The sequence below is a fragment of the Herbaspirillum sp. FG34 genome (assembly GCF_057809315.1).
On record NZ_JBMDJS010000024.1, the window covers coordinates 12,169 to 27,880 of the forward strand.

The following is a 15,712-nucleotide window of genomic DNA, read 5'->3' on the forward strand; positions in this document are numbered from 1 at the left end:
TGTCACCTAGAAGTTACCCACCCCTGTGGGTCGAATGCGCGGCCTTGATACCGCATTTCAAAGTATAAACCCGATTGCTCATTACCGCCGCTGTTGCCTGCAGTGGCGATGGTTTCCCCGGCCTTGACCAGGTCGCCGGCGCGTTTCAATACCGACTGGTTGTTGCCGTAAATCGTCATGTACTGGTTGCCGTGGTCCACGATGATCAGATTGCCAAACCCGCGCAACCAATCCGCGAAGACCACCCGTCCTGCCGCCACCGCGCGCACTTCGGCCCCTTCAGGGGCGCGGATGAACAGGCCACGACTGGCCGGTCCGTCGCCGCGACGGGTGCCGAATTTCGACATCAGTTCACCCTTGACCGGCAGGTGCAATTGTCCGCGCAGGCTGGCAAAGGGCTTGCCAAAATTGTCCGCCTGCAGCTCGGGCAGGGTATCGTTGCGGCCCAGTGAGGCCTGTTGCGGCGGTTCGTCATCATCGATGGCGTCGGCCGGATCGGGCATCTTCGGTGCCGGCTTGCCTTCCCTGGCGGCCCGGGCCGCTTCGGCGGCGCGCTTCTCGGCGCGGGCGCGCTGTTCGGCCAGACGCTTCTCGCGTTCGGCCCTGGCTTTGGCCAATTGTTCCTGACGACGTCTCTCGCGGGCTTCGGCTTCGGCCTTTTTCTGCTGCTCGATGATCTGCGCCAGCTTGTCCACCAGGCTGGACAGACGCCGCTGGTCCTGCTCGAGATGGCCGGCTTGCTGGCGCTGGGCATTGAGTTTGGTGGACAGCTGCGTCAACAGGGCCTGGCGACGGCCCTTTTCGCGTTCCAGCACTTTCTTCTGCTCCAGTTCTTCCTGGGCGATTTCTTCCAGTTCGAACTTGGCGTTCTGGGTGTCGGCCTTGTTGGCGCGGATCGCCTGCTGGTTGGCGCGCAGGGTGTCGATCAGCCTGGCCTGGGCCTGCGAGACATAGCCCATGTACTGCAGCTCGCGGTTGATGCGATTGGGATTGTCACCGGAGAGCAGCAGCTTGATGCGGTCCTCATTGCCGGCTACGTATTGCTCGCGCAGCAGCCTGGAGAGCTGCGCCTGCTGGGCGTTGACCAGCACGGTCAGTTCGTTCAACTGCTTGACCAGTTGCGCCAGGCGCGCTTCGGTGGCCTGCTGTTCCTGTGCCAGATCGCGCAGTGAACGATTGGCCTTGGAAATGGCCTGTTCCGAGGCCGCCAGCGCGTCGGCGGCATTGTCCTTGGCGGTTTCGGTCTGGTCGATATCGCGCTTGAGCGCGGCGAGGCGTTGTTGCAGGTCGGCCTGCTCCTTCTCGGCGGCCTGCTTCTGCCGAGTGCGCTCGGTGAGCGGTTGGCCCTGCACCGCAGCGCACAGCAGCATGCCCGCCGCCAGCGCCGAGAGCAAGCGCACAGCGACTCGCGGCGCGCCCGACAACAGGGCCGAACGCGCCGGTGGAATGCACTTGACGGTAAGGGACGCCGCCTGTGCGGCCGGCGTCTTGCTGGAGAAACGCAGTTTTATTTCGACTTCCCTTGATTGGCCACCGCCTTGAGGGCTGCCTCGATGGCGGACTGGTCGCCCAGATAGTAACTCTTGATGGGCTTGAGGTCGGCATCCAGTTCATAGACCAGCGGCTGGCCGTTGGGGATGTTCAGGCCGACGATATCGTCATCGCTGATGCCGTCCAGATACTTGATCAGGGCACGCAGGCTGTTGCCGTGGGCCGAAATGATGATCTGCCTGCCGGCGCGGATGGCCGGGGCGATGGCGTCATTCCAGGCCGGCAGCACGCGGGCCACGGTGTCCTTGAGGCACTCGGTCAGCGGCACCTGCTCGCGCGAGAGACCGGCGTAGCGGGCATCGCCAAACGCGTCGCGCTCTTCGCCCGGGGTCAGGGGATTGGGCGGGGTGTCGTAGCTGCGGCGCCAGACCAGCACCTGCTCGTCGCCATACTGGGCGGCGGTCTCGGCCTTGTTCAAGCCTTGCAGGGCGCCGTAGTGGCGTTCGTTCAAGCGCCAGTCGTTCTTGATCGGGATGTACATCTGGTCCATTTCGTCCAGCGTGGTCCAGAGGGTGCGGATGGCGCGCTTCAACACTGAGGTATAGGCCAGGTCGAAGGAGAAACCGGCTTCCTTGAGCAGCTTGCCGGCCTGGCGGGCTTCGGCCACGCCCTTCTCGGTCAGGTCGACATCGACCCAGCCGGTGAAGCGGTTGGCCAGGTTCCAGGTCGATTCGCCGTGGCGCATGAATACGATTTTGTACATAGCAGGACTAGATTGATGATGGATAAACCGCTGCGGCTGCCCTAAAGATCGACTACGCGAAACCGGATACAAGCCGTAGACTAGACTGTTCGGTCCGAATGCAAACCGCGAATGCTTCTATTTTATAATGCCGGGATTCAGTAAACTCATTGGACTGCCGTGAAATTCATCATCGACAATATTTTCCTGATCGCCCTGGCCTTGGTCTCCGGCGGTGCGCTGCTGGTTCCCTACCTGCAGCAGCGCGGCAACAAGCTGAGCCTGCTGCAGGCCACGCAGATGCTCAACCAGGGCAAGGTACTGGTGCTGGACGTGCGTGAGGCCGAGCAATTCGCCGCCGGCCACCTGCGCGACGCCCGCAACATCCCCCTGAAAGAGTTGCCGCAGCGCATCGGCGAGCTCGACAAGCTCAAGGCCCGCCCGGTCATCGTGGTCTGCCAGACCGGCACCCAGGCCAACCGCGCCGAGGCTTCGCTGAAGAAGGCCGGCTTCACCGAGGTCTACGGCCTGAACGGCGGCATCGCCGCCTGGCAGGGCCAGGGCCTGCCGCTGACCACCAAGGAGGCCAAATGAGCGCTTCCGTAACCATGTACTGCACCGCCGTGTGCCCGTACTGCATGATGGCCGAGCGTCTGCTGGCCAGCAAGGGAATCACGCAGATCGAGAAGATCCGCGTGGATCTCGACCCTCAGCAGCGTGAGCTGATGATGCAAAAGACCGGCCGCCGCACCGTGCCCCAGATCTATGTCGGCGACACCCATGTCGGCGGCTTCGATGATCTGAGCGCGCTGGACCGCGCCGGCAAGCTGGACCCGCTGCTGCAGGCTTGATGCCAGGGCAGCAAACTCCCCCTATCGATTCACCGAACCTGAAAGAGATCCATGTCGGAACAGAACCAAGAAGCCCAACAGCAACCCGTTTTCCAGATCCAGCGCGTGTACCTGAAGGATCTGTCGCTGGAACAGCCGAATTCCCCGGCCATCTTCCTGGAACAGGAAGCGCCTTCGATCGAAGTGTCGGTGGACGTCGGTGCCGAAGCGCTGGCTGAAGGCGTGTTCGAATCGACCGTGACCATCACCGTCACCGCCAAGGTCAAGGACAAGGTGGCCTTCCTGGTCGAGGGCAAGCAGGCCGGCATCTTCGAGATCCGCAACGTGCCCGCTGAACAGCTGGACCCGCTGCTTGGCATCGGCTGCCCCAACATCATCTATCCGTACCTGCGCGCCAACATCGCCGACGCCATTACCCGCGCCGGCTTCCCGCCGGTGCACCTGGCCGAGATCAACTTCGAGGTGTTCTACCAGCAACGCCTGCAGGCCCTGGCCGAGCAGCAAGGCGCCACCCTGGTCAACAACGGCTCCAACGCCGTCAACTGATCGGACTTCACCCGCTGTCCGCCTGCCGGGCGCCCCGCATCCCCGGCGGCAGCCCGGTACGACAACAAGCCGCCGCAGCCTGTGCTGCGGCGCTTTCCCTTCTGCGGAGACCTTCACGATGAAACGCCTTCCCCTGATTCTTTGCGCTACCCTGCTCGGCGCCTTCATGGCCAAGGACGCCCTGGCCCTGGACTTCAAGTCGGTCGGCGCCTCGCCTGCCATCATGTACGACGCGCCCTCCGAAAAGGGTCGCCGCGTCTACGTGGCGCCGCGCGGCATGCCGGTCGAGGTGGTGCTGACCTATGGTGAATGGAGCAAGGTACGGGATGCCGCCGGTACGCTGTCCTGGATCTCCTCCAAGGCGCTCACGCCCAAGCGCATGCTGGTGGTCTCGGTGGCCAATGCGCGCATCTTCGGCGCCGCCGATGAGAGCAGCCCGGTGGTCTTCACCGCCGACAAGTCGGTCCTGCTGGAGATGCTGGAAAGTCCCAACAATGGCTGGGTCAAGGTGCGCCACCGCGATGGCCAGAGCGGCTTCGTGAAGGCCGGCGAGGTCTGGGGCGATTGAGCGAAGAAGCAGCGACAATGAAGATCTCCATTCTGGGCGCTGGCGCGTGGGGTACTGCGCTGGCCATTCCCCTGGCCCGCAAGCACCAGGTCGTGCTGTGGGGACGCAATGCCCAGGCCATGCAGCACGCCAGCCTGCAGCGCGAGAACAGTCTGTACCTGCCGGGATTTGCGCTGCCGCCTGAACTGACGGTGAGTTCGGATTTCGATGCCGCCGTGCGGCATGTCTGCGACGAGCCTGAAGATTCGCTGCTTATTGCGGCCTCGTCGGTGTCGGGCCTGCGTGAGCTGGCCGGACAATTGCGCGCCTATCCCATCCCCAACCTGGTCTGGCTGTGCAAGGGACTGGAAGAAGGTACGCGCCTGCTGCCGCATCAGGTGGTGCAGGAAGTACTGGGTTCGACGCTGGCCGCCGGCGTACTCTCCGGGCCCTCCTTTGCCCAGGAAGTGGCGCGCGGCCTGCCCTGCGCACTGACCATCGCCGGTGCCGACGCGGCCCTGTGCGAACGCGCGGTCGCAGCCGTGCACGGCAACAACATTCGCATCTATTCCAGCGATGACCTGGTGGGCGTGGAGATCGGTGGCGCGGTCAAGAACATCCTGGCCATTGCCACCGGCGTGGCCGACGGCCTGCAACTGGGCTTGAACGCCCGCGCCGCCTTGATCACCCGCGGCCTGGCCGAAATCACCCGACTCGGCGTAGCGCTGGGTGGGCGTGCAGAAACCTTCATGGGACTATCGGGCGTGGGCGACCTGATCCTCACCTGCACCGGCGACCTCTCGCGCAACCGGCGTGTGGGACTCGGGTTGGCACAGAACAAGAAGCTGGAAGATATCGTCGCCGAACTCGGTCACGTGGCCGAGGGAGTGCGCTGCGCACAGGCCGTGCGCGCCCTGGCGCACGAAAAAGGGATCGAGATGCCGATCACCGATGCGGTGGCGGCGGCCTTGTTCGACGGGGTATCGGTGCAGGACATGGTGGCCCGGCTGCTGGCGCGGGACCCGCGCGAGGAAAGCCTGTAGGCAGGCCTTTCCCGCGCCTCCATCCGGGCGGGAGATTCACCAATCCTCACTGCGCAAGTAAAGCCAAGAAAATGACAGCCGGAGCAGACATGCCTCCGGCTGTTTTTTTATCACGCGGGGATTCACCGGGATCCAGGCTGCAAACCGCCTGAATCCGACCTGCCTCAACGCGCGATGATGTCGCTTTCCATCTTGGGGCGCTTGAAGCGCTGCGGCGAACCGCCTTCGAGCGCGTCATCCATCTGCTTGGAGATCTTGTCGTAACGCGCACTGCAGTCATCGTCCTGACGGGCGGCTTCGGCGCCCTTGAGGCGCTTGGCCAGACGGGAACTGCGCGCGTCCCCGCCCATGACGTATTGCTGGGCGGCGCGGCCGGCGTGGTTATTGTTCGTGGTCTTGTTGCGTTGTATGGCTTGCATCGTATTTCCTCTTACGTCGCTGACGCTCAACGTTCTTCCATCCTGAGTTGTTGTTCGGAAGAACACGCAGCGCCCCGGAAGATGTTGCCTGCCAACTTGATTCCGGGAGACTGCTCCAGATACACAAGCGCTACGTTTCTTGACAGCGCTTTAGGTATGTAACGCCCGAACCGCATTTTGGAATACGCGAAAAGTCAGTATTTTGTCAGCCAAATTGAAATTACTTGCGTGAAACAATCCTTTGCGGCTGTGCACAAACGGCGCAAACCCGCATCCATCAAGGCTGACGGCGCTGTCAGATTGCTCCGCGCCGTGCGCTTTTACTCAACAAAAATAGAGAAAAAAAGTGTTGCGAAACGTATCGTCCTTCAGTTTTCGCGACAAAAAAGCGACGAAGAATGACTCAACTGCTGGAGGGTCTGGCGCCGTGACGGTTCATGGATGCACAGGAACGAGCAGCCCCAGGTCGGCCGGCACCAGTGAAAAAACCTTCGCATCGCGTGGTTCGCCATGAAAGACCAGGCGATTGCGGGCCAGGCATTCCAGCGTGGCTCCAGCCTTCTCGGCCACCCGCTGGCTGCGCAGGTTACCGGCCTGGGCCACGATTTCCAGCCGGGTCAGGCCGGCCCGGGAAAAGGCGAAAGCCGCCGCCGCCCGCGCGGCCAGGGCGGCGATGCCACGCCCGGTATAACCCTCGCGCACCCAGTAGCCCAAGTTGGCCATCTGGTTCAGCTGGCTGACCTGGTTGATGGCGACCGAGCCGATCACCAGGCCGTTGCTGCGATCGATGATGTTGAAGTCGTAGGCCGCGTGAACATGCCATTGCTCGATGGAACGTTGCAGGAACAGCTTGGCATCCAGCAGGCCGTATTCGGGCGTGCACCAGGCTTCCCACTGGCTGATGGCGGCGCGCGACTGGTGTACTGCGTCATACAGCGCCGGGGCCTCGCGCAGGCCCAGCGGACGCACTTCAATGGCGCGGTCGCAATGGATGATTTGCCGTTCGCGGTCTAGGGAGCGGAGCATGGGAACCGTTGGGTGAAGTTTCTTGCTGATCTTACCGAAATCGGGCGCAGCGGGAACTGTCCCTGCGGTCAGCCCAGTTGCGCACGCAACTGCGCCAGATGGGTGATGACCGCCACCTCCTCCGGCATCTCCGGATGCACGCCATGCTCCTGCAGGGCGATCACCTGCATGCCCGCTGCCAGTCCGGCCTGCACGCCCGGCAGGCTGTCTTCCACCACCGCGCAGCGCTGCGGGGCCACCCCCAGGCGTTCGGCGGCGAACAGGAACAGGGCAGGATCGGGTTTCCAGCGCTGCACGTCGTAGGCACTGAAGATGCGGCCGGCGAAATGCGGCAGCAGGCCGGTGACCCGCAGGCACAGCTCGATCTTGTGATGCGGGGCATTGGAGGCCAGGGCGAAGGGTAGATGCAGCTGCTCCACCATCTCCAGGGCACCGCTGATGGGTTGCAGGTGCCGCTCCAGCATGACGCCCATGCGCGCGCGCAACTCCTGCTCGAAATGCCCCGGCAGTGCCTGGCCGCTCAATTGCTCGATATGCGAGATGCACCACTTCATGCTCACCCCGCGAAAGCGCGCCAGCGCTTCCTCGGGACTGAGTACGACGCCATACCCGGCGACATATTCGGACCAGGCACGCGCGGCCACCACTTCGCTGTCGACCAGGGTGCCGTCGCAGTCGAAGATGACCAGTTCCGGCGCGGCAGAGGGGTGCTTCATCGTTGCTCCTTGTGATTCAGAAGGCAGGGGCCGCCCTCTTCAAGGAGCCGCCGACGCCATCAAAGTTCGCCGTAGGAATGCAGGCCCGAGAGGAACATGTTCACGCCCAGGAAGGCGAAGGTCGTCACCAGCAAGCCTACCAGCGCCCACCAGGCTGCGGTCCGCCCACGCAGGCCCTTCATGAGGCGCATATGCAGCCAGGCCGCATAGTTGAGCCAGACGATCAGGGCCCAGGTTTCCTTCGGATCCCAGGACCAGTATCCCCCCCAGGCCTCGGCCGCCCACAGTGCACCGAGGATGGTGGCGATGGTGAAGAAGGCAAAGCCGACTGCAATGGCCTTGTACATCACGTCATCGAGCACCTCCAGCGTGGGCAGGCGGTCGGCCAGGATACCTCGCTCGCGCAGCAGATAGGCCACCGCCACCATGGCAGCCAGGGCAAAGGTGCCGTAGCCGATGAAGTTGGCCGGCACGTGGATCTTCATCCACCAGCTCTGCAGGGCCGGCACCAGCGGCTGAATCTCGGCCGCATCCCGGGACACGGTATACCACATCAGGAAACCCACCGCCGCCGTGATGACCGTCAGCACGAAGGCGCCGAGCTGGCGCGTTGCGTAACGTTCTTCGTAGTACAGGTAGAAAAGCGCCGTGATCAGGCAGAACAGGACGAAAACTTCATATAAATTGGAAATCGGGATGTGGCCCACATCCGCACCGATCAGGTAGGACTCATACCAGCGCACCATCATGCCGGTGAAGCCCAGCACCACGGCGGACCAGCACAGGCGTGAGCCGATCGCGCTGCCGGTGCCGGCGGTGGTGGCCAGGCCGCCCCAGTAGAACAGGGTGGACAGGCAGAACAGCGCGCTCATCCAGAGGATGGCGGACTGGCTGGAGAGCAGGTATTTCAGCAAGAATTTCTTGTCGGCCATTTCCAGCGCGCCACCATACATGGCAATGGCACCCAGCGAGAGCACCGCGATCACCAGCATCAGCAGGCGTACCGGCTTCCAGTGCCAGCCCAGCCCGGCGAAGGTGGGAGCGGCCAGCAGCAGCACGGCCTTCTCGTAATAGTCCATGTAGCCGCCGAAGCGTCCCAAGGCATACAGCGATGCTGCCACCAGCGCGGCAGCATAGATCCAGTCGACGATGCCGAGGCGCCGGAAATAGCCTTGCTCTTGCTCGTAGGCCTGGTTTGCTTGAGTCAATTCCATTGCGTTCTCCAATACTGCTGTCCCGGACCATGCTGCGCGCGCCGGGGGTTCCCGCCGGAGCCCGGCGGCATGAGGGATCTAGGCCGAGGGACCTGGGGCGGATGGTCCCGCACCGGTCAGACGACCCTTCATCTGTTCGAATTCCTTGTCGAAGTCCAGCGTGCGGCGCTGCGTGCTCATGGCCAGCAGCGCCTGGCTGCCCTGCCCCTCGGGGCCGGGCTTGATCCAGATCCACAGGCGTCGTTCACGAATGTACAGCATCGAGAACACGCCCAGCACCAGGAACAGGCAACCGAGGTAGACCACCTTCTTGCCGGGCGAGCGCGTCACCTGCAGCACCGAGGCCTTGATCTCCTGGAAGCTGGTCAGTTGCAGGAACACCGGCGCCGGGTAGAAGGCCGCATCGGCCAGGGCATTGATGGCCAGTTGCAGATAGCGGCCATGTTTCTCGTCGCTGCTCACCGGGCCCAGACCATCCCGGGCGCGCGCGGCTTGCCACAACTCCCACATGCTGCCGTTGAGGATCTTCATGAAGATGTCGGCGGCCTTTTCCTGTTCGGCGGCGGGCAGTTGCTCCAGGAAGCGCGTCACGGCGATGTAGCCGGAGACCTTGCCGTCACCGGCAAAGATGCTCAGGCCGCGCAGGGCCGACTGCTCCAGTTGCTCGCGCAGCACGGGTGAAGCGTCGCGTCCGTTGCTGATGGCCTGGCGGGCGTAGCGGCGCGCCGCTTCCTCGCGCAGGGAGGGATTGGCCAGGGCGGCGCGCAGGCGCATCCATTCGGCCACGCTGTCGTTGTCATCGGCGGGAATGCGCAGGTAGCGGAACGGCTGGTCGGGCTGCTCGCGCATGCCGGCCAGGAAGACGTCGGCGCCATCAATGGGCAGCGACTGCATGTAGTTGAAATATTCGCGCGCCTGCCCGGTCTTGTCGCGCAGCTTGTATTGCACGCTCGGACCGACATTCTTGAAGTCCTTGCTGTTGGCGTTCTTGGCACCGGAGCCGAGATGCTTGTCGAGATCGGCGATGAAGCCGCCATTGACGCTCTTGCCGACATTGACCGCACGGGCATCGCCCGCAGTCGGGCCCGACGTCTGGCCGGAAGCGGCCGCCTGCATGTTCTCCACGTTGAACGGACGGAAACCGCTCCATTCGATGGTGTAATCGCCCATGCCCGCCGGCAGCGGCGTGCTGCCGTTGACTTCGCCGGACAGGTCGAAGTGGCTGTTGCTACCGCCGCGCATCGGATAGGCAACCAGCTTGAGCTTGCTGCCGCCGTCCTCGAAGCTGGACTGGTAGATCGCCACACCGTGATAGATCAGCGGTTCGTTGACCTTGATGGTGGCGGCGGTCTCCTTGCCGGTTTCGTGGTCGCGCACCACCACTTCGCTGGCGAAGAGCTTGGGCATGCCGGTCGAGTAAAAGTCGATGATGAAGCGCTTCAACTGGATGGTAAAGGGCAGGTCCTGGATCATCACGCCATCCTTCTGCGGGATGATGGCGGTGCTGCTGCTGGAACCTTCCGGAATCAAGGTGTTGCCACGGAAAGTCGGATTGTTCAGGCCCAGGCGATAGCGTTCGGGAATCTCGGAAATGATGCCATTGCCGGCAAAGGCCGATTTGCCGTAGAACCATTGCTGGAAGCGGATCGGCAAGTCCGAATCGAGCAGGCCGCCCAGGCAGATGATGACGATGGCGGCGTGGGCGAAGATGTAGCCCCACTTGTTGGCCGCCCCCTGCTTGGCCGCCAGCAGCATGCCGCCTTCCTTGTCGGCCAGCCTGGTCTTGTAGCCGCGCGCGCCCACCTGGCGCCGTAGCCGGGCAGCGGCGTCGGCCGGCGCTTCGGCCGTGGTCCACTCATGCTTGTGATGGAAATTGCGCAGTGACTGCTCGCGGACGTTGTCGCGCCAGCTCTTGATGTCGCGCAGCATCTTGGGGCCGTTGCGGGCGATGCAAAGCGAGGTCGACAGCACCAGGAAACCCATGATCAGCAGGAACCACCAGGCCGAATACACCGCATACAAACCCAGCTTGCCGAAGATCTCGAACCAGAACGGGCCGAACTGGTTCACGTAGTTGGGCATGGGTTCGTTCTGCTTCATCACGGTGCCGATCACCGAGGCGATGGCAATGAGCGTGAGCAGGCTGATCGCAAAGCGCATCGATGAGATCAGTTCCACGGCCTCGCCCAGCCAGCGCTGGCGGGTCCTGATCTGGATTCCTTGGGTACTGCTGCCCGTCGTCATATTCCTGCCTTACCGGACCGGGCCTGCCGGTTCCGCTTACCTTGGGGGGATCTCCTTGCCAGCAGGCAAAGCGATGCGAACCCGGAATTCTACCGCTCCGGGAGAAAGTCCGTGATACGCGCCTGCGTAACCCGGGTATGTCGGGACGCTTATCTGGTCCGGCCAAAGGCCATCATGCCGTGCAACGGCGCCCCGGCACTACGATGTACGTCAATCCACATGAAAAAAGGCGGCACGTCGGCCGCCCCTTTCCTGACCCGCACCGTCTGGCGGCGGTGCCTGATTACTTCAGGCCGGCGATGTAGTCGGCCACGGCCTTGATTTCCTTGTCCGACAGGCGATCGGCGATGGCGTTCATCTGGACGCTGTTGGACCGGGCACCGCCCCGGAAGTTGGTCAGCTGGGCCACCGTGTAGTCCTGGTGCTGGCCGGCCAGGCGCGGATACTGGGCCGGGATGCCGGCGCCGTTGGGGCTGTGGCAGCCGGCACAGGCCGGCACGTTCTTGGCGGCGATGCCGGCGCGCCAGATGTGCTTGCCCAGGTCGATGGTGTCCTTGTTCTTGGCCGCGCCCGGCTTGGGTGCCTGGGCCGCCAGGTAGGCGGCGATGTTGTGGATGTCTTCATCCGAGAGCGCCTTGGCCATCGGTGACATCACGGGATTGTTGCGCTCGGGCGTGCGGAAGTTCAGCAGCTGCTTGGCGATGTAGGCCTCGTGCTGGCCCGCCAGCTTGGGATTCTGGGTGATGGTCGAATTGCCGGCCGCGCCGTGGCAGGACACGCAGGCCACGATGTTGCGGGCATTGTCGCCATTGGTGTAGAGGGCTTCCCCCTTGGCCGGGTCGGCCTTGATCGGGGCTTTCTTGTCATCGGCCGCATGGGCCGCCGAGGACACTGCCAGCACGGCAGCAAGAACGGTATACAACAGTGGGGAAAAGGCACGGTTCATTCGTCACCCTAATACTTATTGTGGAATTGAGAGATTTTGCCCGTTCGGCGGCTGGCTGCCCCCTGCCCAAATGCCTGTTGTTTGACCTGTCTCCAACGGCCGCCATATTTTTTGCTTGCCTGGCGTCAACGAGGCGTTGGGTTTCGGGCCATTGTACAATAGCTTCTCCGCGTTTTTCCCTCCTCTTTCGGATTTCCCCCCACCATGTCGCAACTTTGGCAAGCCCGTTTCTTCACCACCGTCAATCACCTGCGGGACCTGCCCAAGACCAGTGTGCCGGAAATCGCCTTCGCCGGCCGTTCCAACGCCGGCAAGTCCAGCGCCATCAACGTGCTGTGCAACCAGAAGCGCCTGGCCTTTGCCTCCAAGACGCCGGGACGTACCCAGCACATCAACTATTTCTCGCTGGGCGGCGCCCATGTGGGCCAGCACCGCAATGACGAGGCGCGCCCCGACGAGATCCGCGCCATGCTGGTGGACTTGCCCGGTTACGGCTATGCAGAAGTGTCCGGCTCGGCCAAGCATCACTGGCAAGCCTTGTTGGGTGACTACGTGCGCCAGCGCGAACAGCTGGCGGCACTGGTGATGATCGTCGATTCGCGGCGCCCCTTCACCGATCTGGATATCCAGATGATCGAGTGGTTCGCCCCCACCGGCAAACCCATCCATTGCATCCTGAGCAAGGCCGACAAGCTCAACCGCAACGAATCCACCAATGCCCTGCGCCAGGCCCAGACCTACCTGAGCAGCTATGTGGATGAGCATGGACAGCCCTTCCCCTTCACGGCCCAGTTGTTCTCGGCCTTGAAGCGCATCGGTCTCGAAGAAGCCAACGACAAGATCCTTGAACTGGCCGGTCTCAACGACGCCGCCACACCGGTGGACCAGGCCCAAGGTGAAGGAAAAGGCGGGACCCAGCCCGAAACCCCGCAAGCCTGATCGCCGACAAGGCAGAATCCCTGCAAACGGAGTACAACGCATGAATAAAAAAACCCCGGAGAACAGGGAAATTCTCCGGGGAAGAACGCTTTTCGCTTGCGCGATCAGCCCCGCTCAGGGAGGGAAGGGGAAGCGGGAGGTGAAAAAATCACCTGCAGCCAAGATAATGTAAGTCGCGGAAATTTGGGCGGATTTGCAATCAAAGGAATCAAATCTCCGAAGATAGCGATATTTGTCTCGAAATAATTCCAAGATCGCCTCAAATAACATCTAATTTTTGAAAGCTGACCTATGTCCTTGACCGATTTCAGTTCCAACGCCGGCTACCCTGCCCTGCGCATGCGTCGCATGCGCCGCGACGCCTTCTCGCGCGCCCTGATGGCCGAAAACGTCATCACCAGCGCCGACCTGATCTATCCGGTCTTTGTGCAGGAAGGCCAGAACCTGCGCACGCCCGTGGCCTCGCTGCCGGGCGTGGAGCGCCTGTCGCTGGATGCGCTGCTGCCGGTGGCCGAGGAATGCGTCAAGCTGGGCGTGCCGGTGCTGGCCTTGTTCCCGGTGATCGATCCGGCCCTGAAGACGCCTGACGGCATCGAAGCCACCAACCCCGACGGCCTGGTGCCGCGCGTGGTGCGCGCGCTCAAGGAGCGCTTCCCCGAACTGGGCGTGCTGTGCGACGTAGCGCTGGACCCCTACACCAGCCACGGCCAGGACGGTGTGCTCGACGAGACCGGCTACATCCTCAACGATGAAACCATCGCGCTGCTGGTCAAGCAGGCGCAAACCCAGGCCGATGCCGGCGTGGACGTGGTGGCCCCCTCGGACATGATGGACGGCCGCATCGCCGCCATCCGCGCCATGCTGGAAGCCCAAGGCCACATCTACACCCGCATCATGGCCTACTCGGCCAAGTACGCCTCGGCCTTCTACGGCCCCTTCCGCGACGCCGTCGGCTCGGCCGCCAACCTGGGCAAGGGCAGCAAATCCACCTACCAGATGGATCCGGCCAACAGCGACGAAGCCCTGCGCGAAGTGGCGCTGGACCTGCAGGAAGGCGCCGACATGGTCATGGTCAAGCCCGGCATGCCCTACCTGGACATCGTGCGCCGCGTGAAGGATGAATTCCGCGTGCCCACCTTCGCCTACCAGGTCAGCGGCGAATACGCCATGATCAAGGCCGCCGCCCAGAATGGCTGGCTGGACCACGACAAGACCATGATGGAAGCCATGATGGCCTTCAAGCGTGCTGGCGCCGATGGCGTGCTGACCTACTTCGCGCTGGACATCGCGCGCAAGCTCAAGCAGGGCTGATCCCTCTGCCACCCCAGGCCCGGCCGATGACCGACGATCCCGTACTCGCCCTGTTCACACAGCTGCGGCCACGCCTGTTCGGCGTGGCCTACCGCATGCTGGCCTCGCGCAGCGAGGCCGACGACGTCCTGCAGGACGCCTGGCTGCGCTGGCATGCCCAGGACAAGTCGGTCCTGAACTCGGCCGAAGCCTGGCTGGTCACGGTGGTCACGCGCCTGTGCATCGACCGCCTGCGCCAGCTGCAGCAGGAGCGCCAGCACTACGTCGGCCACTGGCTGCCGGAGCCGCTGGTGGGCCTGGCCGACCCGACGCCGGAGATCGACCTGTTCGGCGCGGCCCGCCTGGCCCCCTCGCCGGAAGCCCTGCTGGAACAGCAAAGTGACGTTTCCTTCGCCTACCTGCTGCTGCTGGAGCGCCTCAAGCCCGAGGAACGCGCGGCTTTCCTGCTACGTGAAGTATTTGACAACGACTACCCCGACATCGCCGCCATCCTCCAGAAGTCCGAAGCCAATTGCCGCCAGCTGGTGCATCGCGCCCGCGAGCGGCTGGCGCGACAGGAGGCCGATGGCATCACCCGCACCTCAGTACGCGCCGCTTCCAGCCCCGTCACGCGCGAAACCCACGCCCTGCTGCTGGAGAAATTCATGCAGGCCGTGCAAAGCGGCCAGCGCGAGGCCATGCTGGGCCTGCTGGCCGAGGATGCGCGCCTGATCGGCGACGGTGGCGGCAAGGTGGCCTCGTTCCCGCACCCGCTGGCCGGTGGCGAGCGCATCTCCTGGCTCTACTACGCCAACGTGCGGCGCTTCGCCCGGCGCATCGTCTATCGCGCGGCCTGGATCAACGGCAGCCCGGGCTTGCTGCGCTACGTCGATGGCGCGCTGGAATCGGCCCAGGTGCTGGAATCGGATGGCCTGCGCATCCACGCCATCTATGTGGTGCGCAACCCCGACAAGCTGGCCGCCATCGTCCAGCAGAACACGCCGCCCTGAGATTTTTCAGATTTCTTCATTTATTTTTGATCGAATCTGTCACAAGGGGCGAGCCCACTCCGTCTAGAAGGGGAACAGCGGCGATTGGCGTCGTTGTCACCTTTTCCCCGATGGAGAATCCTCATGTCCGACTTCAAGCAACGTCTGCCCCATGCCAAGCTCGCCGCACCCGCCTTCAATGGCCTGCTCAAGGCCAGCGAGGTGGTCCACCAGAGCGGTGTCGATCCCAAGCTGCTGGAACTGATATTCCTGCGCGTATCGCAACTGAACGGCTGCGCCTTCTGCGTGGACATGCACTCCCATGACCTGCTGCAGAAAGGCGAAGACCAGCAGCGCCTCAACACCCTGGCGGCCTGGCGCGAAATCCCCTTCTTCACCGACGCCGAGCGCGCCGCGCTGAACTGGGCCGAGCGCTTCACCCACCTGCACCAGCAGGACGCCGACAAGGAAGATGCCGCCTTCGCCCAACTGCAAGAGCATTTCAGCGATACCGAGATCGCCAACCTGACCTTCGCGGTCGCCATCATCAACGCCTGGAATCGCCTGGGTGTGGCCATGCGCCCGCAAGTGGCGCGTCGCACCTGAGCCATCGGCGCCCAGGCGAAAAAAAACGCACCCCGGTCACCCGGGATGCGTTGAACATGGTCCGATCCACATCAGACTTCTTGCTCAAAAACTGGCGGGCGGC

General features: G+C 63.3%; 18 protein-coding genes. 10 read left to right on the forward strand and 8 right to left on the reverse strand.

All coding sequences use genetic code 11. The features are described from left to right. Positions 1-2 precede the first annotated feature (2 nt). Together ACODSZ_RS21340 and gpmA are read right to left on the reverse strand one after the other, a co-directional pair. Entirely contained in the window at positions 3-1,370 is a 1,368-nt protein-coding gene (locus tag ACODSZ_RS21340) for a murein hydrolase activator EnvC family protein (protein WP_175344733.1), read from the reverse strand. 137 nt (positions 1,371-1,507) lie between these two features. Further along, positions 1,508-2,254 (reverse strand): 2,3-diphosphoglycerate-dependent phosphoglycerate mutase, encoded by a 747-nt coding sequence (gene gpmA / locus ACODSZ_RS21345; RefSeq protein WP_008334213.1) that lies wholly within the window; start codon positions 2,252-2,254, stop codon positions 1,508-1,510. A gap of 159 nt (positions 2,255-2,413) precedes the next feature. On the opposite strand from gpmA, the gene ACODSZ_RS21350 reads away from it, so the two are divergent. The 5 genes from ACODSZ_RS21350 (at position 2,414) to ACODSZ_RS21370 (ending at position 5,220) form a co-directional block, all read left to right on the forward strand. Beyond that, complete coding sequence (locus ACODSZ_RS21350; protein WP_008334209.1) at positions 2,414-2,827, forward strand: rhodanese-like domain-containing protein; 414 nt, start codon at positions 2,414-2,416, stop codon at positions 2,825-2,827. Further along, entirely contained in the window at positions 2,824-3,084 is a 261-nt protein-coding gene (grxC, locus tag ACODSZ_RS21355) for a glutaredoxin 3 (RefSeq protein ID WP_008334207.1), read from the forward strand. The genes ACODSZ_RS21350 and grxC overlap by 4 nt, the downstream gene beginning before the upstream one ends. Positions 3,085-3,135: 51 nt before the next feature. Continuing rightward, positions 3,136-3,630 carry a protein-export chaperone SecB gene (gene secB / locus ACODSZ_RS21360; RefSeq protein WP_008334205.1) on the forward strand — a complete coding sequence of 165 codons (495 nt, stop codon included), beginning with the start codon at positions 3,136-3,138 and terminating at the stop codon, positions 3,628-3,630. 118 nt (positions 3,631-3,748) lie between these two features. Next, a complete protein-coding gene (locus ACODSZ_RS21365; RefSeq protein WP_241822344.1) occupies positions 3,749-4,198 on the forward strand; it encodes an SH3 domain-containing protein in 450 nt (149 codons plus the stop codon). A gap of 17 nt (positions 4,199-4,215) precedes the next feature. Next, positions 4,216-5,220 (forward strand): NAD(P)H-dependent glycerol-3-phosphate dehydrogenase, encoded by a 1,005-nt coding sequence (locus ACODSZ_RS21370; protein WP_008334202.1) that lies wholly within the window; start codon positions 4,216-4,218, stop codon positions 5,218-5,220. A gap of 164 nt (positions 5,221-5,384) precedes the next feature. Here the strand turns inward: ACODSZ_RS21370 and ACODSZ_RS21375 are convergent, their stop codons facing one another. Then, entirely contained in the window at positions 5,385-5,639 is a 255-nt protein-coding gene (locus ACODSZ_RS21375; RefSeq protein ID WP_008334201.1) for a hypothetical protein, read from the reverse strand. A gap of 228 nt (positions 5,640-5,867) precedes the next feature. On the opposite strand from ACODSZ_RS21375, the gene ACODSZ_RS21380 reads away from it, so the two are divergent. Beyond that, positions 5,868-6,041 (forward strand): hypothetical protein, encoded by a 174-nt coding sequence (locus ACODSZ_RS21380; protein WP_192811596.1) that lies wholly within the window; start codon positions 5,868-5,870, stop codon positions 6,039-6,041. A gap of 33 nt (positions 6,042-6,074) precedes the next feature. On the opposite strand, the gene ACODSZ_RS21385 is transcribed toward ACODSZ_RS21380, so the two are convergent. From ACODSZ_RS21385 to ACODSZ_RS21405, 5 genes are all read right to left on the reverse strand, one after another. Beyond that, positions 6,075-6,665, reverse strand: coding sequence for a GNAT family N-acetyltransferase (locus ACODSZ_RS21385; protein WP_034351565.1), 591 nt, complete (start codon positions 6,663-6,665; stop codon positions 6,075-6,077). 68 nt (positions 6,666-6,733) lie between these two features. Continuing rightward, positions 6,734-7,381: an HAD family hydrolase gene (locus tag ACODSZ_RS21390; RefSeq protein ID WP_008334199.1), complete on the reverse strand. Its 648-nt coding sequence runs from the start codon at positions 7,379-7,381 to the stop codon at positions 6,734-6,736. A gap of 59 nt (positions 7,382-7,440) precedes the next feature. Then, a complete protein-coding gene (gene ccsB, locus ACODSZ_RS21395) occupies positions 7,441-8,595 on the reverse strand; it encodes a c-type cytochrome biogenesis protein CcsB (RefSeq protein WP_008334198.1) in 1,155 nt (384 codons plus the stop codon). Between the two features lie 78 nt (positions 8,596-8,673). Further along, positions 8,674-10,839: a cytochrome c biogenesis protein ResB gene (locus ACODSZ_RS21400; protein ID WP_488928503.1), complete on the reverse strand. Its 2,166-nt coding sequence runs from the start codon at positions 10,837-10,839 to the stop codon at positions 8,674-8,676. Positions 10,840-11,122: 283 nt separating this feature from the next. Then, positions 11,123-11,785 (reverse strand): c-type cytochrome, encoded by a 663-nt coding sequence (locus ACODSZ_RS21405; protein ID WP_008334189.1) that lies wholly within the window; start codon positions 11,783-11,785, stop codon positions 11,123-11,125. A gap of 204 nt (positions 11,786-11,989) precedes the next feature. Between ACODSZ_RS21405 and yihA the strand changes: the two genes are divergently transcribed. The 4 genes from yihA (at position 11,990) to ACODSZ_RS21425 (ending at position 15,609) form a co-directional block, all read left to right on the forward strand. Then, entirely contained in the window at positions 11,990-12,724 is a 735-nt protein-coding gene (gene yihA / locus ACODSZ_RS21410; RefSeq protein ID WP_175344721.1) for a ribosome biogenesis GTP-binding protein YihA/YsxC, read from the forward strand. A gap of 291 nt (positions 12,725-13,015) precedes the next feature. Beyond that, entirely contained in the window at positions 13,016-14,035 is a 1,020-nt protein-coding gene (gene hemB / locus ACODSZ_RS21415; RefSeq protein WP_175344720.1) for a porphobilinogen synthase, read from the forward strand. A 26-nt stretch (positions 14,036-14,061) separates the two neighbouring features. Beyond that, positions 14,062-15,024 carry an RNA polymerase sigma factor SigJ gene (sigJ, locus tag ACODSZ_RS21420; protein WP_488928504.1) on the forward strand — a complete coding sequence of 321 codons (963 nt, stop codon included), beginning with the start codon at positions 14,062-14,064 and terminating at the stop codon, positions 15,022-15,024. A gap of 123 nt (positions 15,025-15,147) precedes the next feature. After that, the gene (locus ACODSZ_RS21425) at positions 15,148-15,609 is read left to right on the forward strand and encodes a carboxymuconolactone decarboxylase family protein (protein ID WP_008334185.1); all 462 of its coding nucleotides are present in this window, start codon (positions 15,148-15,150) and stop codon (positions 15,607-15,609) included. The last annotated feature ends 103 nt before the right edge of the window (positions 15,610-15,712 follow it).